Raw genomic sequence first — 20,853 nt, forward strand, 5'->3', positions numbered from 1 at the left:
ATGGGGGTGATGCGGCGGTTCCGCCGGCCAGCGCCCTGACCACCCCCACCCAACCCTCCCCCATCAAGGGGGAGGGCTTTTGCGGTGCTCTGTGCTACACGCACGCGCAATGACTGACTCCACCCAGAACACCCGCGCCGGGTTCGCCGCCATCATCGGCGCGCCGAACGCCGGCAAATCCACCCTGGTCAACCGCATGGTCGGGGCCAAGGTTTCGATCGTCACCCAGAAGGTGCAGACGACGCGCTTCCCCGTGCGCGGCGTCGCCCTGTCGGGCAACGCCCAGATCATCCTCGTCGACACCCCCGGGATCTTCAGCCCCCGTCGCCGGCTCGACCGCGCCATGGTGCGCTCGGCCTGGGCCGGTTCGGAAGAGGCCGAGGTCACCGTGCACCTCGTCGACGTGCAGGCCGAGCTGGCCGACCGCGCCCGCAACGCCACCCCGGCCGAGCACCGCGCCGTGCAGGACGTCCAGACCATCATCGAGGCCCTCAAGGAGAGCGGCCGCAAGGTGATCCTGGCGCTCAACAAGATCGACGGCATCAAGCGCGACACCCTGCTGGGCGTGGCCAAGGACTTCTTCGACACCGGCGTCTACACCGACGTCTTCATGATCAGCGCCGAGACCGGCGCGGGCGTCGACGACCTGATGGTCAAGCTGGTCGAAGCCATGCCGGAAGGCCCGTGGCTCTATCCGGAAGACCAGACCGCCGACCTGCCGGCCCGCCTTCTGGCCGCCGAGATCACCCGCGAGAAGATCTATCTGCGGGTCCACGAAGAGCTGCCCTACGCGGCCACGGTCGAGACCACCTCGTTCGAGGAACGCGCCGACGGCAGCGCCCGCATCGAGCAGACCATCTATGTCGAGCGCGACGGCCAGCGGGCCATCGTGCTGGGCAAGGGCGGCCAGGTGCTGAAGTGGATCGGCCAGGCCTCGCGCGAGGAACTGCAGGACATCCTGGACCGCAAGGTGCACCTCTTCCTGCACGTGAAGGTCAAGGAGAACTGGGCCGAGGAACGCGGCCTGTTCAGCGACATGGGTCTCGACTTCGATGTTTGACGGCCAGGCCGCCCCCAGCGTGGACCTCGACGCCTATTTCGCGCGGATCGGCCATGCCGGCCCGCGCGAGCCGACGCTCGAGACCCTGCGGGCGATCTGCCAGAAGCATCCGGACGCCATCCCGTTCGAAAACCTCGACGTGCTGCTGGGCCGGGGGATCAGCATCGTCCCGGCCGACATCGACGCCAAGCTGCTGTCGGCTGGTCGCGGCGGCTACTGCTTCGAGCAGAACGGGTTGCTGAAGCGCGTGCTGAAGACGCTGGGTTTCGAAGTCCAGTCGCTGATGGCGCGCGTCTGGTGGATGAAACCTCCGGAAGCGCCGACCCGCGCCCGCTCGCACATGATCCTGAAGGTCACGATCGACGGCAGGGACTGGCTGGCCGACGCCGGCTTCGGCGGTTGCGTGCTGACCGCGCCGCTGGATCTGTTCTCCGACGAGGTGCAGGCCACGCCCAACGGCGCTTTCCGCATCGAGCCGGCCGCGCCGGAGATGGGCGGCGAGCGCCTGGTGCTGGCCGATCTCTCGGGCAAGTGGGCGCCGCTCTACCAGGTGGCGCTGGGGCCGTGGGACGACGTCGACTACGAGCCGGCCAACTTCTTCACCTACACCCACCCTAGTTCGCACTTCACCTGGAGCATGACGGTGGGCCGCACGACGCCGACCGCCCGCTACGCCCTGAAGAACAACCGCCTGACCCACCGCGACGCCACGGGCGCGCTGGTCGAGCAGCGCGACCTGTCGGTCGACGAGCTGGAGGCGGTGCTGCGCGACGTCATCGGCCTGCCGGTCGAGCCGGAATGGCGCGCGGTGCTGGAGAAGGTCGTGGGCTGGGGGACGCCCGCCTAGATGGAGTGGGAGGACGACGCCTTCGTGCTGTCGGCCCGCGCCCACGGCGAGACCGGGGCGATCGTCGAGCTGCTGACCCAGGACCGGGGCAAGTTCGTCGCCCACGTGGCCGGGGCGGCGTCGCGGCGGATGAAGCCGTTCCTGCAGGCCGGGGCGCGGGTGATCGTCCGCTATCGCGCCCGTGGTCCCGATCAGATGGGTTCGGCCCAGCTGGAGCCGATGGGCGAGGGGCCTTCGTCGTTGTTCGACGACCGCCTGGCTTTGGCCGGCCTGCAATCGGCCGCTTCGGTCGCGGCTGGGGCCTTGCCCGAGCGTGAGCCGCACCCGGGCGCGTTCCTGGCCCTGGAGACCCTGATCCGGGTGCTGGAGATCCCAGACATCTGGCCTGCGGTCTATGTGCGCTACGAGGCGGGCCTGTTGCAGGACCTGGGCTTTGGCCTGGACCTGTCGAAATGCGCCGCCACCGGCGACCTCGACGACCTGGTCTATGTCAGCCCGCGTACGGGCCGGGCTGTCAGCCGCAAGGCCGGCGCGCCCTATCAGGACAAGCTGCTGCCGCTGCCGCCGTTCCTGCTGTCGTCGCAGGGCGGCTTGAGCGACGGCGACGTCAAGGCGGGCCTCGACATCACCGGCCACTTCCTCGAGCAGTTCGTGTTTGGCCCTCTGAACCGCCCGCTGCCGCCGGCCCGCATGTGGTTGCTGGACCGGCTGGGCGAGGCGGGGCGGCTTTAGCCGTTCCTACTCGATCCGCTCGTGGACGCCCTCGGCGCCGCGAACCCAGTAGCCCGCGGCCTTGATCTGCTTGGGCGAAAAACCGCGAACCTCGACCAGATGCGCGCGCAGAGCCTTGGCGACGCGGGCTTCGGCGGCGAGCCAGATGAAGCCTTCCTTGTCGGCCGGCAGCACGGCGTCCAGCGCGGCAGTCAGAGCTTGGGTGTCGTCGCCGCCGTCGCGGACCAGCCAGTGCGGCGTCCAGGCGGCCTTGGTCTCGACGGCCAGGGCGTCGTCGGCGGCGTCGAGGATGGCCAGGGTGGCGATCGTCTCGCCGTCTTCCGCTTCCTCCAGCCGGCGGCCGATGGCGGGCAGGGCGGTCTCGTCGCCGATCAGCACCAGCCAGGGCAGGGCGTCGGGGATCAGCACCGAGCCGCGCGGGCCGCCGATGTTCAGCGTATCGCCGACCTTGGCCGACAGCGCCCAGGCCGTGGCCGGGCCGGCCTCGTGCACGGCGAAGTCGATGACCAGGCTCTGGGCGGCGTTGTCGAAGCTGCGCGGGGTGTAGTCGCGCATCACCGGCTCGCCGCCCTCGACGGGGAAGAACAGCTTGATGTGGTCGTCGAAGCCGGCGCTGACGAAGTCGGCCAGGTCGGGCGAGGCGAAGACCAGGCGCAGCATGCCGGGCGACAGGCGCTCGACGGCGGTGACGGTCAAGACTCGACGGCGGATCTCGTGGCGCACGCGGCGCAGGGCCCAGCGGTCGGTCGCTTCGGCGGTTTCGGCGGGGGTGGTCATCGGCGGGATATCCTTTTCGGAGGATGGGAGTCGGCCCGGACCGATGGACCCTAGACCCCCGCATCCGCCCGGGGATGTCCGGCGGAGAAATAAAAACGGCGGGATCCGAGGAGCCCGCCGTTTCCAGGTCTTAGAAGAACACCTTGCGGACGCTCAGCTTCACGCTGCGGCCGATGGGGTCGAGATAGTCTTCCTGGTAGCTGGTCGGGATCTCGCCCGTGGCGTCACGCACCGTCTGCTTCTCGTCGAACAGGTTGGTGATCCCGAAGGTCACCCGCGTGCCGCGCAGCACCGGATACTTGGCGACCAGTTCGCGCCGGGCGCCGAGATTGGCGAACAGGCGCAGGTTCACGGTCGTCAGGTCGGAGAACTTCAGCGTGCCGGTCGAACTGCCGGTCGTGCCGCCGTCGACCTCGGTGGCCTGCCGCCAGTTGGCGGTCAGGCGCGCGCCCATGCCTTGCTTGGTGAAGCCGACCTGGGCCTCGACCTCGTTGCGGGGCGTGCCGCCGCTGCTGCCGATGGCGTCGCCGTCCAGCAGGTCGAGCGGGGCTCCGCCGTCATAGATGTAGATCCGCTCGCGCAGGCGCACGGTGTGGAACAGGGCCAGTTGCAGGCGCGCGGCGCCGAGGCCGCCGCCCCCTGGGCCGCCCGGCCCGCCGGGACCGCCGAAGCCGCCGCCCGGTCCGCCGCCGAAGCCGCCCGGACCACGATCGCCGCCGCCGGGACCCCGGTCGCCGCCGCTGGACGCTTGGTCGCCGGTGGTGCGGGTCTGGTCGGACGAGGGTTGGGCGTTGGCGTTGTCGCCGCCGCTGCGCTGCTCGCCGCCCTGGCGCTGGAGGCCTTGCAGCAGGTCCATGCCGGGAGGCTGCGCGCCGTCGGCCGTCTGGGTCTGGGCCTGAGCAGGTTGGGCTTGGCCTTGACCCTGACCTTGACGGCCCTGGCCGTCCTGGCCCTGGCGTTCACGCCAGCGCTGCATCTCTTCCGGCGTCGGGGTGGGACGCGGCGGGGTCTTGCCGATCTGGTGCGAGTAGTTGAAGCCCCAGCGGATCTGCTCGCTCTCGCGCTTGGCGTAGTTCACCGGGCGGGCGTCGATGCGGATCAGCGTGCCGTCGCCGTCGCGGAAGAACCGGTCGGGGAAGGCCGCCTCGGTCGCCGCCGTGGCGCTGGGGAACGACGAGATCGGGTTGTCGATGCGGGTGCGCGTGTAGTTGGCGTTGACCGACAGGCCGTCGATCTGCGGCGGCTTCACCGTGACGCCGAACTTCAGGACGTTGCGCTCTTCGGACTTCAGGTCGGGATTGCCGCCGCTGACGCGGGTGATCTCGACGCTCTCGCCGTTGACGTAGTCGAACACCTGCACGCCCGAGGTCGTGACCTGGGCGCCGCCCAGTTGCGACATGCTGGGGGCGTTCTCCTGACGGGTTCCCGAGACGATGAAGCTGATCGGCTTGATCGGCGACCAGTTCAGGCCGCCGCCGATGGTGCTCAGGGTCCCGAAGTCCGACAGCTGGTTCACGGCCAGGTTCAGGTTGGCCGACAGGTCGCCGACCTTGGCCATGAAGTTGTTCTTCCGGCTGGTGATCGGCACGTCGAAGCTGACCTGGGCGTTGGCCGTGCCGCGCGACAGGTCGGCGTCGCTCTCGACCCCGAGGCGGCGCGACCAGGAATCCACCCAGGCGCCTTCAGCGCCTAACTTGACCGTCGAGGAGATGTCGCCGCCCGGCAGGCGATACAGCGCGCCGTTCATCACCAGCTGGGTGTTGACCGTGTCGTTGATCGAGTGGGCGGTGTTGCGCTGGAAGCTGCCGGTCGGCAGGTCGGCATAGGGATCGAAGGTCGGATCCAGGGCGGCCAGCCGCTGGTTCAGATCGACGACGCTGGCGTCGCGGTCGCTGGAGGTGCGGCTTTCGTCGTGGTCGTAGTTGCCGGTCAGGTTCCAGCGCCACGACTTCATCGACCCGTCCAGGGTGAAGCCGCCATGGGCGTTCCAGGAACGATTCCACTGCTCCATCGCGCCGAGGTCGGTCACATAGCGATAGAGGGTGGTGTCGCCGGCGTAGAACGGGCTGGTCGTGGGGATGTTCAGCCGGGCCTTCGACAGGCCCTGCAGCGACTGGCTCTGGTCGTAGGACAGGCTGCCGTTGACCGTGGCCGAGACGCCGTTGTCGAGCACGCGGTTGTAGACGGTGTTGTACCACAGGCTGTCGGTGCGGGGCTTCAGCGTGCGGTAGGACGAGATGTCGCCGTCATAGCGCTGGTCGGTCTCGGTCGGTTCGAGGTCGCGGTCGCTTTCCAGCAGCTTGTCGCTGTGGCTGTACTTGAAGGCGCTGTTCAGCCGGCCCTGGCGGTTGAGGCGCAGGGTGCTGGACTCGAATTGCTCGGTGGTCTGGCCGCCGTCGGTGGGACCGGCCAGGCTGACCTCGCCGGTGCGGGCGCGGAAGCGCTGGCGCAGCACGACGTTGACCACCTTCTGGTCGGCCGAATAGCCGTACTTCAGGGCCACTTCCTCGGGCAGGATCTCGACCCGCTGGATGGCTTCGGTGGGGATGTCGCGGATCTCGCCCATGCCGGAGATGCGGCGGCCGTTCAGCAGCACGACGGGGGAGCCGCCGCTGGCGCTGGTGGTCTGGGCCGACAGTTCCGACAGCAGTTCGGTCACTGAGCTGACGCCGAGGGAGCGGACGTCGGCGGCGGTGAAGGTCTCTTCCGGCTGGATGTCGCCCAGCACCGCGCCGTACTGGCGCTGGCCGGTGACGACGATGCCCTCGACCTCGACGTCCTCGGTCTCCTGGGCGACCTGGCGCGTCTGGGCGGGCTTGGCGGCTTCCTGCGCGTACAGCATCGACGGCGTGATGCAGCCCAGAAGGCCCAGCAGGGCCATCTTCCTCGTCATTTCCTATATCCCCACGGCTCGGCCGAATCCCTCGAGTTCAGCCTCTCTAACGCACTCAACCCCGACACAGCCTGAACGAAGTGGTTCAGGTTCGGTTTGGGTTCATCGGCTAAGGATGGGGGATGCGCATCCTGTTGGTCGAAGACGACGCGCCGCTGGCCGAAAGCATCGCCCAAGCCCTGCGCGAAGAGCAGTTCGCCGTCGATATCGCCGCCGACGGCGAGACCGGCGCGCACCTGGGCTCGACCGAAACCTACGCCGCCGCCGTGCTCGACCTGGGCCTGCCCAAGCAGGACGGCCTGTCGGTGCTGCGGTCGTGGCGCGAGCAGAACCGGCCGCTGCCGGTGCTGATCCTCACCGCCCGCTACGGCTGGACCGAGAAGGTCGAAGGCTTCAAGGCCGGCGCCGACGACTACCTGACCAAGCCGTTCCGGGTGGAGGAACTGGTCATGCGCCTGCGCGCCCTGGTGCGCCGCGCCGCCGGCCACCACGGCCCGAAGATCGCCTGCGGGCGGCTGACCTACGACGCCCAGCTGGGCGGGTTCGAGTTCGACGGCATGCCGCTGAAGCTGACCAGCTTCGAGTGGCGGGTGCTGTCGTGCCTGATCCTGCGCAAGGAGGTGGTGGTCGAGCGGATGGACATCCTCGAACAGGCCTATGAGGGCGACGCTGGCGGCGACTCCAACTCGCTGGAGGTCATCGTCGGCCGGCTGCGGCGCAAGATCGGCCACGAGATGATCGAGACCGTGCGCGGCCGCGGCTATCGCCTGACCGCCGGGGGCGAGCCGTCGTGATCACCTCCCTGACCTCGATCCGCGCCCGGCTGCTGATCAGCGGCGTGCTGTTCACCATCCTGGCGGTGGTGCTGGCGGCCCTGACCATCCAGCCCACCCTCGACCAGTTCGTCCGCCGCAGCGTCGACGCCAGCCTGGAGTCGCAGATCTCGGTGCTGGCCCGCGCGGTGAAGACCGACGGCACGCTCGATCAGGACCGCATCCAGTCGGTCGGCCCGTTCGTGCGGCGCGGGGCAGGCTGGGCCTGGGTGGTCAAGGGACCGGCCGGGACGCTGCGCTCGCAGACCGTGGCGATGATGGACCCTCGCCAGAGCGGCGGCCCATCGCCCTGGCCCAAGGCCGAAGGACCGCGCCCCGATCGTGATCGCGATCGTCCGCAGGGAGGGCCGGGGCCGCAGGGTGAGCGTCCGCAAGGAGAGCGCCCCCAAGGAGAGCATTCGGCGCGCGACGCCCATCTCGAAAAGCCGCCGACCGGTCCGCTGAAGGAGTCGCGTCGCTGGCGCTCGCGCAGCGGCTGGAACGAGAGCTTCTATTTCCGCACCCTGACGGTGAATTCCAGCCGCGGCCCGGTGGTGATCACCGCCGGCGCGCCGCGTTACATCCGCGACCGCATGCGCGACGAGGGGCTGCGGCCGCTCTTGCTGTCGTTGTCGGTGCTGGGCGTGGGCCTGTTGGCGGCGATGATCGGCCAGCTGGAACTGGGCCTGCGACCGCTGCGCAAGCTGGGCGCGTCGCTTGCCGCCGTGCGGGCCGGCGAGCAGCAGCGCATCGAGGACCGCCAGCCCAAGGAGCTGGAGCCGGTGGTCGCCGAGCTGAACGCCTTGCTCGACCACAACGAGGCGGCCCTGGCCAAGGCGCGCAGCCACGTCTCCAACCTGGCCCATGGCCTGAAGACCCCGCTGGCGACGCTGGCGGTGCGGCTGGCCGAGCCGGGGCGCGATCCCGACGGCAGCCTGGCCAGCCTGATCGCCCAGATCGACGGCGCGATCGGCCATCACCTGGGCCGCGCCCGCGCCGCCTCGCCGGGGGCGCCGGGCCGTCCGGCCCTGCACGTCAGGCCGCGCCTGGAGGACCTGGTCGCGGCCCTGTCGCGCATCCACGCCGCCGCCGGGGTGCGGGCCGAACTCGACATCCCCGAGGATCTCTTCGTGGCCTGCGACCCGCAGGACTTCGACGAGATGACCGGCAACCTGCTCGACAACGCCTGGAAGTTCGCCGAGCGGACCGTGCGGGTGAGCGCCAGTCGCGACGGGGGCAGGGCGGTGCTGGTCATCGACGACGACGGCCCCGGCCTTACCGACGAGGCCGCCGCCGCCGCCCTGGTGCCAGGCAGCCGCCTCGATGAGCGGGGCGCCGGGCACGGTTTTGGCCTGCCGATCGCGCTGGAGCTGGCCGAGCTGCACGACGGGGCCCTGACCCTGGGCCGCGCCCCGATCGGCGGCCTGCGCGCCACCCTGGCCCTGCCGGCGCGCGCCGGCGAAACCGCCGAAAGCTGACGCGTCGATCCCAATCCCGTGATCGGTCGGCCAGGCGACTAACAAGCGCCTTCGATCTGCTACGCTTGGGGCGAGGGCTGTTGATGAAAACCTACACGTTCGTCTGTCTGGCCGCGAACCAGGTCGCCACGGCCGTCGATATCCAGGACCTGGACGAGGGCGCCTATCGCCGGCACGCCCTATCGCTGCTGCGCGACCATGGCAGCGCCCAGGCCGTCGAGGTGTGGCGCGACGAGGCGGTGATCGACCTCGTCGAGCGGGCTGGGGCCGTTCTCGGGGCGCCGGCGGCGGTTAGCTCGTAAAAAGCCCCCACGCGCCTCGAATCGAGCGGCCGACATCTGCTAGGCTGGCGGGCCGAAACGAATCTGATTGATGAACAAGCCCGTCACTCCTCCCCCCGGCGGTCCCGGCGACGGCGACCGCATTCTCGAAGAGCCGCTGACCGAGGCGCTGTCCAAGCGCTACTTGGCCTATGCGCTGTCGACCATTGGCTCACGGGCTCTGCCCGACGTGCGCGACGGCATGAAGCCGGTGCACCGGCGCGTGCTCTACGCCATGAGCAACATGCGCCTGAACCCCGAATCTGCCGCGCGCAAGTGCGCCAAGGTGGTCGGCGAGGTGATGGGTAACTTCCACCCGCACGGCGACCAGTCGATCTACGACGCTCTGGTGCGCTTGGCCCAGGACTTCTCCCAGCGCATCCCGCTGGTCGAGGGGCAGGGCAACTTCGGCAATATCGACGGCGATAACGCCGCGGCCATGCGTTACACCGAATGCAAGATGACGGCGGCGGCGACGCTTCTGCTCGACGGCATCGACGAGGACGCGGTCGACTTCCGCCCGACCTATGACGGCCAGGACGAGGAGCCGGTGGTCCTGCCGTCGGGCTTCCCGAACCTGCTGGCCAACGGCTCGGCCGGCATCGCCGTCGGCATGGCCACCTCGATCCCGCCGCATAACCCGGCCGAGCTGATCGACGCCTGCCTGCTGCTGCTGAGCAACCCCGAAGCCACGACCGCCGACATCCTCGAGCGCGTGCCGGGCCCCGACTTCCCGACCGGCGGCGTCATCGTCGAGCCGGCCGCGTCCCTGCTGGAAACCTACGAGACCGGTCGCGGCGGCGTTCGCACCCGCGCCAAGTGGGAAAAGGAAGAGACCGGCCGCGGCACCTACCAGATCGTCGTCACCGAGATCCCGTATCAGGTGAAGAAGTCGGATCTGGTCGAGCAACTGGCCGACCTGATCGAGAGCAAGAAGGCCGCCCTCCTGGGCGACGTCCGCGACGAGAGCGCCGAGGACATCCGCCTGGTGCTCGAGCCGAAGTCCAAGAACGTCGAGCCCGAAGTGCTGATGGAGAGCCTGTTCAAGCTCTCGGCGCTGGAAAGCCGGTTCTCGGTCAACATCAACGTGCTGGACGCGCGCGGCACGCCGGGCGTCATGGGCATCAAGCAGGCCCTGATGGCCTTCCTGGCCCACCGCCGCGAGGTGCTGACCCGCCGGGCCCGCCACCGCCTGGCCAAGATCGAAGCCCGCCTGCACATCCTCGACGGTTTGCTGATCGCCTACCTCAATCTCGACGAGGTGATCCGCATCGTCCGCTACGAGGAAAAGCCGAAGGAAAAGCTGATCGAGACCTTCGGGCTCTCGGACATCCAGGCCGACGCCATCCTCAACACCCGCCTGCGCCAACTGGCCAAGCTGGAGGAGATGGAGATCCGCCGCGAGCACGCCGAACTGGTGGAAGAGCGCGACGGCATCCTGGCCATGCTGGCCAGCGACAAGAAGCAGTGGGACCTGGTCGGCACGGGCCTGCGCCAGGTGCGCGCCACCCTGCTGAAGATCAAGCATCCGCTGGACAAGCCGCGCCCGACCGGCGTGACCGGCCGCTCGGTGTTCGACGTGGCCCCGGTGGTTGACGCCGACGCCGCCATCGAGGCGATGATCGTCCGCGAGCCGATCACCATCATCCTGTCCGAGCGCGGCTGGATCCGCGCCGCCAAGGGCAGGATCGAGGATCCGTCGGAGCTGAAGTTCAAGGAAGGCGACAAGCTCGGCTTCCTGGTCCCGGCCGAGACCACCGACAAGCTCCTGCTGTTCACTTCGGACGGCCGCTTCTTCACGCTCGGCTGCGCCAACCTGCCGTCGGCGCGGGGTCATGGCGAGCCGGTGCGGATGATGATCGAGCTGGACGACAAGGTGAAGATCATCGACGTCTTCCCGTTCAAGGCCGGCCGCAAACGCATCCTGGCCTCCAAGCAGGGCTACGGCTTCCTGCTGCCGGAGGAGGAGGCCCTGGCCAACCGCAAGGCGGGCAAGCAGGTGCTGACCGTCGACGCTTCAGGGGCGGCCTTCTGCCTGGAAGCGGTCGGCGACCAGTTCGCCGTGATCGGCGACAACGGCAAGATCCTGATCTTCCCGCTGGAAGAGCTGCCGGAGATGCCGCGCGGCAAGGGCGTCAAGCTGCAGGCCTACCGCGAGGGCGGTCTGCGCGACGGCCTGTCGTTCAACGCCGAGACGGGCGGCTTCTGGATCGACTCGGCCCTGCGCCGCCGCGACTGGGCCGACTGGCAGACCTTCGTCGGCCGCCGGGCCGGCGCCGGCAAGCTGGCGCCCAAGGGCTTCCCGACGTCCAAGCGGTTCAAGCCCAAATAGGCTTGAGTGATGTGATATGGGCGAGGGCGTAGCGCGCGTAGGTAGGCGCCATGCTCTCGCCAACCACCTGTGAGATAAGTCGACTTATGAGCTTGTGGCGCAAGTCCGTCGGAGCCCTTGCCGGGTTCCTGGGTCTGGCCGCCGCCCATCCCGGGGTGGCGGGCGGCCTGCCGCGCGCCAAGCCCGAGGCCGCGGGCTTTTCGTCGGAGAAGCTCAAGCGCGTCGACGAGACCATGCAGCGCCTGGTCGACCAGGGGCAGATCGCCGGCGGCGTGACCCTGCTGGCCCGCCACGGCAAGATCGTCAGCGAGCAGGCCTTCGGCAAGCGCGCGCTGGAGGACGTCCAGCCGATGCCTGCCGACGCCATCTTCCGCATCCGCTCGGAGACCAAGCCGGTCACGGGCGTGGCCATGCTGATCCTATACGACGAGGGCCGCTGGAAGCTGGACGACCCGGTCACCAAGTTCATTCCCGAGTTCGAGAACCTGCGCGTCGCCAACGGCGTCGACGCCAGCGGCCGGCCGGTCCTGTCGCCGCTGAGCCGTCCGCCGACCATGCGCGAGCTGATGACCCACACGGCCGGCTTCGCTTACGGCATCGCCGACGATCCGGGCAGCCTCGCCGACCAGGCCTATTATCGGGCGGGCGTGCTGCAGTCGGATTCGCTGTTCTCGATGGTGCAGAAGATCTCGAGCCTGCCGATGTATTCGGAGCCCGGAAAGCTGTGGCGCTACAGCGTGGCGGCCGACATCCAGGGCCTGATCATCGAGCGCCTGTCGGGCCAGGCCCTGCCGGAGTTCATGCGCCAGCGGATCTTCAGGCCGCTGAAGATGAAGGACACCGCCTTCTGGACGCCGCCCGACAAGCTGGCGCGATTGGCGGCGATCTATGACGCCGACCCCGTCACCGGCAAGCTGACGCCCGCCGTCGAGGGCGGCTGGCGCGACGTCTCCCGGCCGCCGCTGGCGCCGTCGGGGGGAGGTGGCTTGCTGTCCACCGCCCAGGACTTCGCCCGCTTCGCCCAGATGATCCTCAACGGCGGCGACCTGGAGGGCGTGCGCATCCTCGAGCCGGAGACGGTGGCGATGATGCGGCTGAACCATCTGCCGCCCAGCTTCCAGGTCACCACCGACGGCACGTCCGGCGTGCTGAAGCCCGGCCAGCAGAAGGCGTTCCCCTTCGCGCTGGGCATGGGCTACGGCATCGACGTGGCGGTGGCGGTCGATCCGGCCGCCTCGGGCGCGCCGGTCGGCCCCGGCACGATCAGCTGGGGCGGCAGCGCCGGCACCTGGTTCTGGATCGACCCGGCCAACGACCTTTTCTTCATCGGCATGATCCAGCGCCTGGGCGGGGTGGGACCCGGCCTCGACGCCGAGACCCGCAAGTGGGTCTATCACGCCCTGGAGCGCCCGCCGGTGCGTCAGGCGGCGAACACGCCGCCCAAGGTTCCGGCCGCCCCGTCGAAGGGGCCGCCGACCGGCCGGGCGCCGGCCTCGCGCTGAGGCCTTCGCCCCAACCGCTTGGTTTTCCCGCCTTTCCTCGCTATCACGCCCGCTTCGGCGAGCCCGCTCGCCTCCAGACTTCGAAAGCCGACCCGATGAGCGATACGCCTCCCGACCGCCTGTCCGCCAATCCCGACAGCCCCTTCTACGACGCCGCCGCCATGGAGCGGGGCGTGGGCGTGCGCTTCAAGGGCGTCGAGAAGAACAATGTCGATGAATACTGCGTCAGCGAAGGCTGGGTGCGGGTGACCGCCGGCAAGACCGTCGACCGCAAGGGCAACGCCATGACCATCAAGCTGCAAGGCGAGGTCGTGCCGTACTTCCGCGACCTCGAAGCCCCGTCCGAGTAGGACGCTGGTGAGCGATCCCGATCTCCAGGCCATGGCCGACGACGAGCTGTCGCGGGCCATGACCCTGAGCTGGCGCGACCTGTCGAAGGTGATTCCCTGGGGAGACACCTTCGAGGGCCTCTCGCCGGCCGGCCGCAACGTCGAGGTCGAGCGGAACTACCTCTGGGCCGCCCAGGAAGGCGGCGACATCCTGTGCGAGGTCGCCGTCTACGGCGGCGAGAGCCGCTATGACCAGGGCGCCCGCGCCCGAGGCGTGATTTCCCGCCGCTGAACCCAACCTTCGCCGTGCAAGCGTCGCGCGCATGCGTTAACCATAACGGTGCTCGTCGAATGGCGCTTGCGGGAGGGGTGGGGTGTATCAATCCGAGTTTCCGGTCGAGACGCCGGTCCCGATCTTCGATCCGACCCTGCTGGCCGGCATCGTCCTGATCGCGCTCGCGGTCGCCGCCCTGGCCTATTGCGCGGGGCGCTTCACGGGCCGCAAGGGCCGGGACGAGCGCTGGCGCGACGTGCCCAAGACCATTCACAAGGCGATCCTGGCCCGCTGCGTGGCCGCCACCAGCGCGCCGACGGGCGAACTGCTGCGCCGCGCCGAGGAGCTGGTCGCCGAGGTCGACGCCCGGGTCGGGGCGCTGATCGAGTTCGGGGCCAGCGGCAAGGCCCTCAAGGCGCTGGGCAAGGCCTGCGTCGGGGAGTTTCCCAAGCCCGAGGTCAAGGCCGAGCACAAGCCGAAACCCAAGCCCAAGCCCAAGGTCTGCACCTGCGGCGGTCAGGCCGGCCATGACGAGGCCAAGGCCGGCCATGACCCGCACGCTAAGCCGCACGAGCCGACGACGGCGTGCAGGGCCCCCGCGCCCTGCCAGTGCGTTGTCTGCTGCGCGCCGGTCACCATCGGCGGCCTGGCCCTGGCGACGCCGCAGGTGAAGATCAGCAGCAAGCAGACCGTGATCATCAACGCCGCCGCCAGCCCGGCCCAGGCCGCCGCGCCGCACCGCTGCACCTGCGGGGCCGACGCCCACGGCAAGGACCACGACGACCACGAGCACGACGAGGACAAGCCCGAGCCGCCGCTGGAATGGAACGAGCACATGCGCCGCCTGCGCCTGGTGGTGGTCGAGTTCGCCGACGTCTGGAACAGCCCCGACAACCTGCGCCTGCTCGAACGCTGCCAGAAACAGCTGACCCACACCGAGCCGGCCCCGAAGTCCGCCCACGGACATGACGATAGCCATGGGGGCGGCCATGGGGGCGGTCACGGCCACTGAACGGCGCCGCTTGGTTGGGCGCGATTAGGTGCGTATGCTCACGGCAAGGGCGAAATACCCGGTTTCCGCCACAGTCGAGGGCGGACGATTGAGAGCGTTTCCATCGCGGCGCCAGATCGATCGGCGCTCGCGGTGTGTCGCCAGAGCGTGATTCGGCGTAGAGACGGCTCCGTCTTCGCGGGCCGCGGGCCGAAGCAGGAGGAAAGGAATAGGCATGGCCGCGACGGTCTCATCCCTGACGCCGGGTTCGCCGGACGCCGCCAGTGAGCAGTTGTCGCTCTCGGACTACGTGCCGTACCGCCTGGCCACGGCCTCCAGCGCCGTCAGCCGCCTGATCGCCCGCGCCTACGAAGACCGCTTCGGCCTGTCGATCCCGCAGTGGCGGCTGATGTCGACCCTGATCGAGGGGCCGCTGACCCAGCACCAGGCCGTGGCGCGCACCGCCATGGACAAGGTCCGCGTCAGCCGCGCCGCCCAGGACCTGGTTGAGCGCCGCCTGGTGGCCCGCATCACCAATCGCACCGACCGCCGCTCGCACACGCTGGAACTGACCGCCGCCGGCCGTCGCCTGTTCGCCGAGATCCGGCCGCTGGCCCTGGCCTACGAGGCGGCCCTGCTGGCCGGCCTGGCTCCCGGCGAGGTGGCGACCCTGAAGCGGCTCATGGGCCGGCTGGAAGCCGCCGCCGTGCAGCTCTACGGCGCCGACGCGCCGCCTGACGCCGCCGCGCCGCCCGTCGAGGACTGAGCCTCGAAGACGCCGCGGGCGATGGCCCGCGCCAGGGTGTCGGCCGCCGCCGAGCCCAGGCGGGCCAGCGCCACGGCGCGCCCGGGACCGTCTCCCAGCGCCTGAGCGCCAGAGGCCAGGGCGAAGACCACGTCGCCGTCGAAGGGCGTGTGGACGGGGCGGATGGCCCGCGCCAGCCCGTCCTGCGCCATCATGGCCAGCCGGGTGCATTCGGCGGTCGTCAGGTCGGCGGTGACCGCGACCACGGCCAGGGTGGTGTTGGCGCCCTGCGTCAGCCGTCCCAGCGCCGCCAGCTTGGAATCGTCCGGGATCGGCTCGACCTCGGTCGGAGCGTCGGGCGCGGGGCGGGCGCCGCCGAACTCGCCGTCGATCTCCCAGGGCCAGGCCCAGAAGGTCTCGCCGTCGGCCATCCGCACCGAGCCGACCGGATTGACCGCCGCCAGGGCGCCGACCACCAGTCCGTCTCCCAGATCGAGCGAGGCGCTGCCGATCCCGCCCTTGGAGAGGCCCGCCATCGCCCCGACGCCCGCGCCGACCGAGCCCAGGGCGAAGTCCTCACTCGCGGCGGCGGCGGCCTCGATGCCGAGCCAGCGGTAGGGCGGATCCAGACCCCAGTCCTTGTCGCCGCCGTTGCCCAGGTCGTGCAGCACGGCCGCCGGCACGATCGGGATGGCCGGCGAGGTCGGGGCCAGGCGGATGCCGCGACCGGCCGCCGACAGGGCCGCGACCACGCCGTCGGCCGCGCCCAGGCCGAACACCGAGCCGCCCGACAGGCAGATGGCGTGGGCCTTGCTGAAATTGTTCTCCGGCTTCAGCACGTCGATCTCGCGCGTGCCGGGCCCGCCGCCGCGCACGTCGACGCCGGCCGTCCAGGCCTCGGAGCAGAGCAGGGCGGTGACGCCGGAGCGCACGGCCTCGTCCTGGGCGTGACCGACCGTCAGGCCCGCGACGTCGGTGATCAGATTGCGCGGACCGGGACGGGGCATGGGGCTGAACTCCGCTCTAAGCGGCGGTAGGCGTATAGGTGAGGCGGCAGACGGTCCAGCCGTCGACGCGGGCCATGGTGAAGGCGCCGCCGAGTTGCCTGGCCATGGCGTGGACGATGCGCAGGCCCAGGCTCTGCGACTTGGCCGGCTCGAAGCCGTCCGGCGGGCCGGCGCCGTTGTCGCGGATGGTCAGCACGTGGTCGGCGCCGTCCTGCTCCAGGGCCACGACGATGCGGCCGTCCGAACCGGACGCGAAGGCGTGCTCCAGGGCGTTGTTGAAGCACTCCAGCATGACCAGGGTGACGGGCGTGGCCTGTTCGGGATGCAGGGCCGTCTCGCCGCCCTCGACCCGCACGCCGTGGCGGGCGCCGGCCGCTTGCCCTGCGTCGTCGAGCAGGGCCTCGGCGAAGGACCGGAAGGGCGTCGGCTCGCCGGTCTGGTCGTGAAGCTGGCGCTGGATCTTGGCGATGGTCTCGATGCGGCCGCCGGCCTCGGTCAGGGCGTGGCGGGCGTCCTCGTCCTTCACGCCCGACGATTGCAGGCGCAGCAGGGCGCCGACCACCTGGATGTTGTTGCTCACCCGATGGTGCATCTCGCGATAGAGCAGGTCGCGGCTGCGGGCCAGATCGGCCAGGCTTTCGCGCTCGACCGCCAGCTTGCGCATCGTCTGGCGCATGCCGTCGATGAAGAAGATGTCGACCGCCGTGACGAAGACGTAGAACGCGATCGCCACCATGGTCGCGAAGTCGAACCGGAAGCTGTTGTACGGCGGGATGAAGAAGTACCAGGCCGCCAGGCCCGACAGGGTCGCGCACAGGATCGCGGGGCCGCGGCCGGCGAAATAGGCGGTCAGCACGATGGCCGGGAAGAAGGTCAGGTACGGAAAGCCGGGCGGGAACCAGCTGTTGAGCGCCAGGCGCACGAAGAAGGCGGCCGCGGCGGCGGCGACCGCCAAGGCATAGCGCAAAGCGATCGAGGACGAGCCCACGCGCGACATGATTTTCGAAAAGGCCCCGACTCGTACGGCGTCGAAAGCTCACGTCGCCGTTGCCGGAACTATTTCCTAAAACAACTTTCGGGTCACGCAAATCCCGACCGCCATGGTCCGAATACGGAAAGGCCCGCTCGTCTGGCGACGGGCGGGCCCTGCGTGATCATCCTTGGGTGGAGGATCAGAACTTCTTGCTGGCGTTCAGGTACCAGTAGCGGCCGGTCGAGTTGGCCAGCGAGCCGTAGTAGCCGAAGTTCGACGAGTTCAGCGGCGGATCCTTGTCGGCGATGTTGCGCACGCCGACGCGGAAGGTCGTGCCGTCCATGCGGCCGCCGCTCTTGAAGGCGTACTGGCCGTAGAGGCTGACCGTGGTCCAGTCGTCGACCTCGTAGTAGCGGCCGTTCACCTGGGTCACGCCGGTGTCGTAGACCGAACCGACGTAGTTGACGAAGGCGCCGGCGCCCCAGCCGTTCTTGCGCCAGGTCATGCTGACGCTGCCGCGGAACTCGGGATTGCCGTCCAGGCGGATCTGGCTGCCGGCGCTGGAGATCGTCAGGCCCGACAGCGTGCCGTCGGCGACGGCCTTCATCAGGATCTGTTCGATCGGGCTGGCGGCCTGGTCGTACTTGGTCAGCTTGGCCACGTTGACGGTGACGCCGAAGTCGCCCCAGGGGGTGTCGTCCAGGTCGTAGTCGAGGCTGAAGTCGACGCCCTGCAGGACCCGCGGCTGCAGGTTCATGTAGGTGTCGTTGATGTAGGAGATCGTGCCGACGGTGTTCGTGCCGGTCGCGGCCTCACGCACCACGTTGGGGTTCGAGCTGCCCTGCAGGCGCAGCAGGTAGTCGTAGGCGATCTGGTTGTAGCCGCCCAGGATGCCGATGACGTTCTTTTCGCGGATCGACCAGAAGTCGGTGGTCAGGGTGACCTTGCCGAACTCGAGCGGGATGAAGCGCGGCTGGTAGACGAAGCCGATCGAGGCGTTGTCGGCTTCTTCCGGCTTCAGGTCCTTGTTGCCGATGCGCACTTCCAGCGTGCTGGCGCTGGAGCAGGTGACGGCGTTGATCCGGCAGGCGGCGTAGTCGGTGCGGCTGTTCGAGACAGTCGCGCCTTCGCTGTAGAACTGCGGCAGGTTCGGCGCGCGGAAGCTCTGCGACACCGAGGTGCGGAACGACAGGCCTTGGCCGACCTTCCACAGCAGGGCGCCCTTGGGCTTCAGCACGTTGCCGAAGTCGGAATAGTACTCGTCGCGGGCGGCGAGCTGCAGGGTCACTTCCTCGACGAACGGGATGTTCATGTCCGACGAGATGATCGGCACGGCCAGTTCGCCGAACAGCGACGAGATCTGGCGGTGGGCCGAAACGTCCGGAGCCGCCGAAGCGCCCATGACGTCGCTGCCGTAGGTCACGCCCGTCACCGAGTTGGTGTAGGTGATCGTGCCGTCCATGCGGTCGTCGCGGTCGTCGCTGAAGGTCTCGCGACGCCATTCGGCGCCCAGGGCCACGCCGACGTCGCCGCCGGGCAGGCTGAACAGGTCGGCCTTGTTGACCTTGAAGTCGGCCAGGGCCAGCGAGGTCTTGCTGATGCGGTAGACGTCGATCAGGAACGAGTTGATCGTCGCCTTGCTGTTGGGCGTGCCGTCCTCACCCGAATAGTTGGTCAGCGAGCCGCCGTTGAACGGGTTGTAGGCGGTGGAGTCCGTGCGGTTCACGGCCGCCTGGAAGAGGGTGTTGCTGATGGCGTTGTGGGTGGCGTCCTTGGTGTTGGCCTCGGAATACAGCAGCGCCGATTCCCACTTCCAGCCGTTCCACTTGCCCTTCACGCCGCCCAGCAGGCGGAAGTTGTTGTCGGTGACGGTGTAGGTGCGCGGACCCGCGTCGACCGGACGGTAGGTGGTGATGTTCATCGCCAGGCCCGTGGTCGGCACGCCCGTCAGGCCCGAGAGCCGGTTGGGGTTGGCCGAGCCGTCGCTGAGCGTGGTGGCGCCGAAGGGGTTCCAGTAGGCGTTGGCGGCGATGCTGATCGGGGCCGACGACAGCGGGGCCGACTGCTCGCGCTGGCCGGTGAACAGGGCGTGGTAGAAGCCGGCTTCGCCGAACAGGGTCAGGCCGTTGTCCAGGTCCTTCTCGGCGGTCGAGAACAGGTTGGTGCGCTCCAGCCCGCCCTTGAGGGTGCGCTGGGTGTTTTCGTCGTAGCGCAGCACGCGGTCGTTGGTGCCGGTGATGGTGCCCGACTTGATGCAGATGTCGCCGCTGAGCGTGGCGCTGCTGCAGCCGGCGGCGGTGTTGGACACCGGCTCGATGTGGAACACGCCCGACGAGGTCAGGGCCGTGCCGTTCTGGCGGACCACCGTCGACGACGGGATCACCGTGAACGAACCCCAGGGGCTGGAGGTCGAGCGGTTGTCGAAGCTGGTCGAGCCGGCGAACAGTTCGTCCTCGATCTGGCTGCGGTGATCTTCGCTGGCGGCGTAGTCGCGCTCGGTGGCCATCATCCGGCTGTGAGCGGTGTAGTTGCCGAAGAAGGTCAGGCGCGTGCCGTCTTCCAGACGCGTGCCGGCCTTCACGTTGAACGAGCCTTCGCGATAGCCGGTGCCTTCCGAGCCGCCGACCTGGCTTTCGATCTTCAGGCCGCGGAACTTGGTGTCGAGCACGGTGTTGACCACGCCGGCCACGGCGTCGGTGCCGTAGATGGCCGCCGCGCCGTCGCGCAGCACTTCCACGCGCTTCACGCCCGAGACGGGCAGGGCGTTGGTGTTGGCGGTCTGCACCGGAACGAAGTTCTCGGTCTGGGTGCCGGGGTGCAGCACAAGGCGGCGACCGTTCAGCAGCATCAGGGTGTTGCCGGTGCCCAGGTTACGCAGGTTGATCGACGAGACGTCGCCGCGGGCGTCGTTGAGGTTGCCGGTGGTGCGGGCTTCCTGGAACTGGACGTCGCCGGCCTGCGGGATCGAGCGGAACAGCTCGTCGCCCGACACGGCGCCGGTGGCGACGATCTCGGCCTCGCCGACCACGGTCACCGGCAGGGCTTCGGTGGTCTTGGCGCCTTCGATCTGGCTGCCGACGACGACGATGGCTTCGACTTCGGCGACTTCTTCGGGAGCCGCTTCAGTCGCGGCGGCTTCCGACTGGGGGCGGGCGGCCGGGGCGGCGCGCAGGGTGATGGTCTTGCCGTCGTCCGAGGCGACGACCAGGCCGGCGGCTTCGGCCAGGCGCTTGAGCGCCTCGGCGTCCGGCAGTTCGCCGGTCACGGCCGGGGTCTTGCGGCCGGCGGCGGCCTCGTACGGGAACAGGACCTGCTTGCCGGTCTGCTTGGCGTAGGTCTGCAGGGCCGAGACGGCGTCCTGCGGCGGGATGTTGAAGGTGTGGCGCGAGCCCTGGGCGGCGGCCTGACCGGCGATGGTCAGGACGGCGGCCGAGGCCAGCAGCAGGCCGCGGACGGTCCGGCGGCGTTGATCGGTACGCATGGACAAGATCTCGAGTCCCCTTTGTCCGCCGCGCCCCCTCGACGCGACGTTCTTACCGGCTTCGACGGGGGGCGTTACGGAAACCTCCAGTCGGCGCGTAAAATTTGTGGCGGAGGTGTGACGGGTGTGGCGGATGGGCAACGTTGAGGGGCGAGAGGCGCGCGATCTCATCCTCACGCGGCGGGCCGCTGAGTTGATCGAAGGAGAGCGGAGCGCCCGGGCTACGCCCGGAGGTGTGTAGACAGATACCGTTTCGACGAAGCCTAGACGCTCCGCGCGGTCGTTTGGCTGCCGGCTTCC

General features: G+C 69.4%; 17 protein-coding genes. 12 read left to right on the forward strand and 5 right to left on the reverse strand.

Going from position 1 to position 20,853, the window contains the following annotated elements:
- Positions 1–109: 109 nt before the first annotated feature.
- From era to recO, 3 genes are read left to right on the forward strand one after another with little or no spacing between them, the layout of a single operon-like run.
- A complete protein-coding gene (gene era, locus AC1RRS_RS16625; RefSeq protein ID WP_492856077.1) occupies positions 110–1,060 on the forward strand; it encodes a GTPase Era in 951 nt (316 codons plus the stop codon).
- Positions 1,053–1,907 (forward strand): arylamine N-acetyltransferase family protein, encoded by an 855-nt coding sequence (locus tag AC1RRS_RS16630; protein WP_492856078.1) that lies wholly within the window; start codon positions 1,053–1,055, stop codon positions 1,905–1,907. The genes era and AC1RRS_RS16630 overlap by 8 nt, the downstream gene beginning before the upstream one ends.
- Positions 1,908–2,639 carry a DNA repair protein RecO gene (gene recO, locus AC1RRS_RS16635; RefSeq protein WP_487288201.1) on the forward strand — a complete coding sequence of 244 codons (732 nt, stop codon included), beginning with the start codon at positions 1,908–1,910 and terminating at the stop codon, positions 2,637–2,639.
- A gap of 6 nt (positions 2,640–2,645) precedes the next feature.
- Here recO and AC1RRS_RS16640 read toward each other — a convergent pair whose 3' ends face one another.
- Together AC1RRS_RS16640 and AC1RRS_RS16645 are read right to left on the reverse strand one after the other, a co-directional pair.
- Positions 2,646–3,416, reverse strand: coding sequence for a siderophore-interacting protein (locus AC1RRS_RS16640; protein WP_492856079.1), 771 nt, complete (start codon positions 3,414–3,416; stop codon positions 2,646–2,648).
- A gap of 130 nt (positions 3,417–3,546) precedes the next feature.
- Positions 3,547–6,309: a TonB-dependent receptor plug domain-containing protein gene (locus AC1RRS_RS16645; RefSeq protein ID WP_492856080.1), complete on the reverse strand. Its 2,763-nt coding sequence runs from the start codon at positions 6,307–6,309 to the stop codon at positions 3,547–3,549.
- A 122-nt stretch (positions 6,310–6,431) separates the two neighbouring features.
- Here AC1RRS_RS16645 and AC1RRS_RS16650 point away from each other — a divergent pair, with 122 nt between their 5' ends.
- The 9 genes from AC1RRS_RS16650 to AC1RRS_RS16690 all read left to right on the forward strand — a co-directional run bounded on the left by AC1RRS_RS16650 (position 6,432) and on the right by AC1RRS_RS16690 (position 15,113).
- Positions 6,432–7,103, forward strand: coding sequence for a response regulator (locus AC1RRS_RS16650; protein ID WP_110121948.1), 672 nt, complete (start codon positions 6,432–6,434; stop codon positions 7,101–7,103).
- The gene (locus AC1RRS_RS16655) at positions 7,100–8,599 is read left to right on the forward strand and encodes an ATP-binding protein (RefSeq protein WP_492856081.1); all 1,500 of its coding nucleotides are present in this window, start codon (positions 7,100–7,102) and stop codon (positions 8,597–8,599) included. Before AC1RRS_RS16650 ends, AC1RRS_RS16655 begins: the two co-directional genes overlap by 4 nt.
- A gap of 83 nt (positions 8,600–8,682) precedes the next feature.
- A complete protein-coding gene (locus AC1RRS_RS16660; protein WP_110121947.1) occupies positions 8,683–8,901 on the forward strand; it encodes a hypothetical protein in 219 nt (72 codons plus the stop codon).
- Positions 8,902–8,971: 70 nt separating this feature from the next.
- On the forward strand, positions 8,972–11,251 hold the full coding sequence (gene parC / locus AC1RRS_RS16665) for a DNA topoisomerase IV subunit A (RefSeq protein WP_492856082.1): 2,280 nt from the start codon (positions 8,972–8,974) through the stop codon (positions 11,249–11,251).
- Positions 11,252–11,337: 86 nt separating this feature from the next.
- Complete coding sequence (locus tag AC1RRS_RS16670; protein WP_492856083.1) at positions 11,338–12,753, forward strand: serine hydrolase domain-containing protein; 1,416 nt, start codon at positions 11,338–11,340, stop codon at positions 12,751–12,753.
- Positions 12,754–12,848: 95 nt separating this feature from the next.
- A complete protein-coding gene (locus AC1RRS_RS16675; protein ID WP_110121943.1) occupies positions 12,849–13,103 on the forward strand; it encodes a DUF3297 family protein in 255 nt (84 codons plus the stop codon).
- Between the two features lie 31 nt (positions 13,104–13,134).
- On the forward strand, positions 13,135–13,374 hold the full coding sequence (locus AC1RRS_RS16680) for a hypothetical protein (RefSeq protein WP_492856093.1): 240 nt from the start codon (positions 13,135–13,137) through the stop codon (positions 13,372–13,374).
- 82 nt (positions 13,375–13,456) lie between these two features.
- Positions 13,457–14,368 (forward strand): hypothetical protein, encoded by a 912-nt coding sequence (locus tag AC1RRS_RS16685; RefSeq protein ID WP_492856084.1) that lies wholly within the window; start codon positions 13,457–13,459, stop codon positions 14,366–14,368.
- Between the two features lie 214 nt (positions 14,369–14,582).
- Complete coding sequence (locus AC1RRS_RS16690) at positions 14,583–15,113, forward strand: MarR family winged helix-turn-helix transcriptional regulator (protein WP_487288194.1); 531 nt, start codon at positions 14,583–14,585, stop codon at positions 15,111–15,113.
- On the opposite strand, the gene AC1RRS_RS16695 is transcribed toward AC1RRS_RS16690, so the two are convergent.
- From AC1RRS_RS16695 to AC1RRS_RS16705, 3 genes are all read right to left on the reverse strand, one after another.
- Entirely contained in the window at positions 15,062–16,099 is a 1,038-nt protein-coding gene (locus AC1RRS_RS16695) for a P1 family peptidase (RefSeq protein ID WP_492856085.1), read from the reverse strand. The two genes, AC1RRS_RS16690 and AC1RRS_RS16695, sit on opposite strands and share 52 nt — an antisense overlap.
- Before the next feature lie 16 nt (positions 16,100–16,115).
- The gene (locus tag AC1RRS_RS16700; protein ID WP_492856086.1) at positions 16,116–17,096 is read right to left on the reverse strand and encodes a sensor histidine kinase; all 981 of its coding nucleotides are present in this window, start codon (positions 17,094–17,096) and stop codon (positions 16,116–16,118) included.
- Positions 17,097–17,271: 175 nt separating this feature from the next.
- Positions 17,272–20,553 carry a TonB-dependent receptor gene (locus AC1RRS_RS16705; protein WP_492856087.1) on the reverse strand — a complete coding sequence of 1,094 codons (3,282 nt, stop codon included), beginning with the start codon at positions 20,551–20,553 and terminating at the stop codon, positions 17,272–17,274.
- Positions 20,554–20,853 lie beyond the last annotated feature (300 nt).

It is taken from the genome of Caulobacter sp. GW821-FHT12A07 (genome assembly GCF_058807655.1).

Excerpts from the sequence above, each read along its gene's own strand:
- AC1RRS_RS16700 (WP_492856086.1), bottom strand. The coding sequence starts at position 17,096 with ATGTCGCGCGTGGGCTCGTCCTCGATCGCTTTGCGCTATGCCTTGGCG.
- AC1RRS_RS16660 (WP_110121947.1), top strand. The coding sequence starts at position 8,683 with ATGAAAACCTACACGTTCGTCTGTCTGGCCGCGAACCAGGTCGCCACG.
- AC1RRS_RS16630 (WP_492856078.1), top strand. The coding sequence starts at position 1,053 with ATGTTTGACGGCCAGGCCGCCCCCAGCGTGGACCTCGACGCCTATTTC.
- recO (WP_487288201.1), top strand. The coding sequence starts at position 1,908 with ATGGAGTGGGAGGACGACGCCTTCGTGCTGTCGGCCCGCGCCCACGGC.
- parC (WP_492856082.1), top strand. The coding sequence starts at position 8,972 with ATGAACAAGCCCGTCACTCCTCCCCCCGGCGGTCCCGGCGACGGCGAC.
- AC1RRS_RS16645 (WP_492856080.1), bottom strand. The coding sequence starts at position 6,309 with ATGACGAGGAAGATGGCCCTGCTGGGCCTTCTGGGCTGCATCACGCCG.
- AC1RRS_RS16650 (WP_110121948.1), top strand. The coding sequence starts at position 6,432 with ATGCGCATCCTGTTGGTCGAAGACGACGCGCCGCTGGCCGAAAGCATC.
- AC1RRS_RS16670 (WP_492856083.1), top strand. The coding sequence starts at position 11,338 with ATGAGCTTGTGGCGCAAGTCCGTCGGAGCCCTTGCCGGGTTCCTGGGT.
- AC1RRS_RS16640 (WP_492856079.1), bottom strand. The coding sequence starts at position 3,416 with ATGACCACCCCCGCCGAAACCGCCGAAGCGACCGACCGCTGGGCCCTG.
- AC1RRS_RS16690 (WP_487288194.1), top strand. The coding sequence starts at position 14,583 with ATGGCCGCGACGGTCTCATCCCTGACGCCGGGTTCGCCGGACGCCGCC.
- AC1RRS_RS16675 (WP_110121943.1), top strand. The coding sequence starts at position 12,849 with ATGAGCGATACGCCTCCCGACCGCCTGTCCGCCAATCCCGACAGCCCC.
- era (WP_492856077.1), top strand. The coding sequence starts at position 110 with ATGACTGACTCCACCCAGAACACCCGCGCCGGGTTCGCCGCCATCATC.
- AC1RRS_RS16705 (WP_492856087.1), bottom strand. The coding sequence starts at position 20,553 with ATGCGTACCGATCAACGCCGCCGGACCGTCCGCGGCCTGCTGCTGGCC.
- AC1RRS_RS16680 (WP_492856093.1), top strand. The coding sequence starts at position 13,135 with ATGGCCGACGACGAGCTGTCGCGGGCCATGACCCTGAGCTGGCGCGAC.
- AC1RRS_RS16695 (WP_492856085.1), bottom strand. The coding sequence starts at position 16,099 with ATGCCCCGTCCCGGTCCGCGCAATCTGATCACCGACGTCGCGGGCCTG.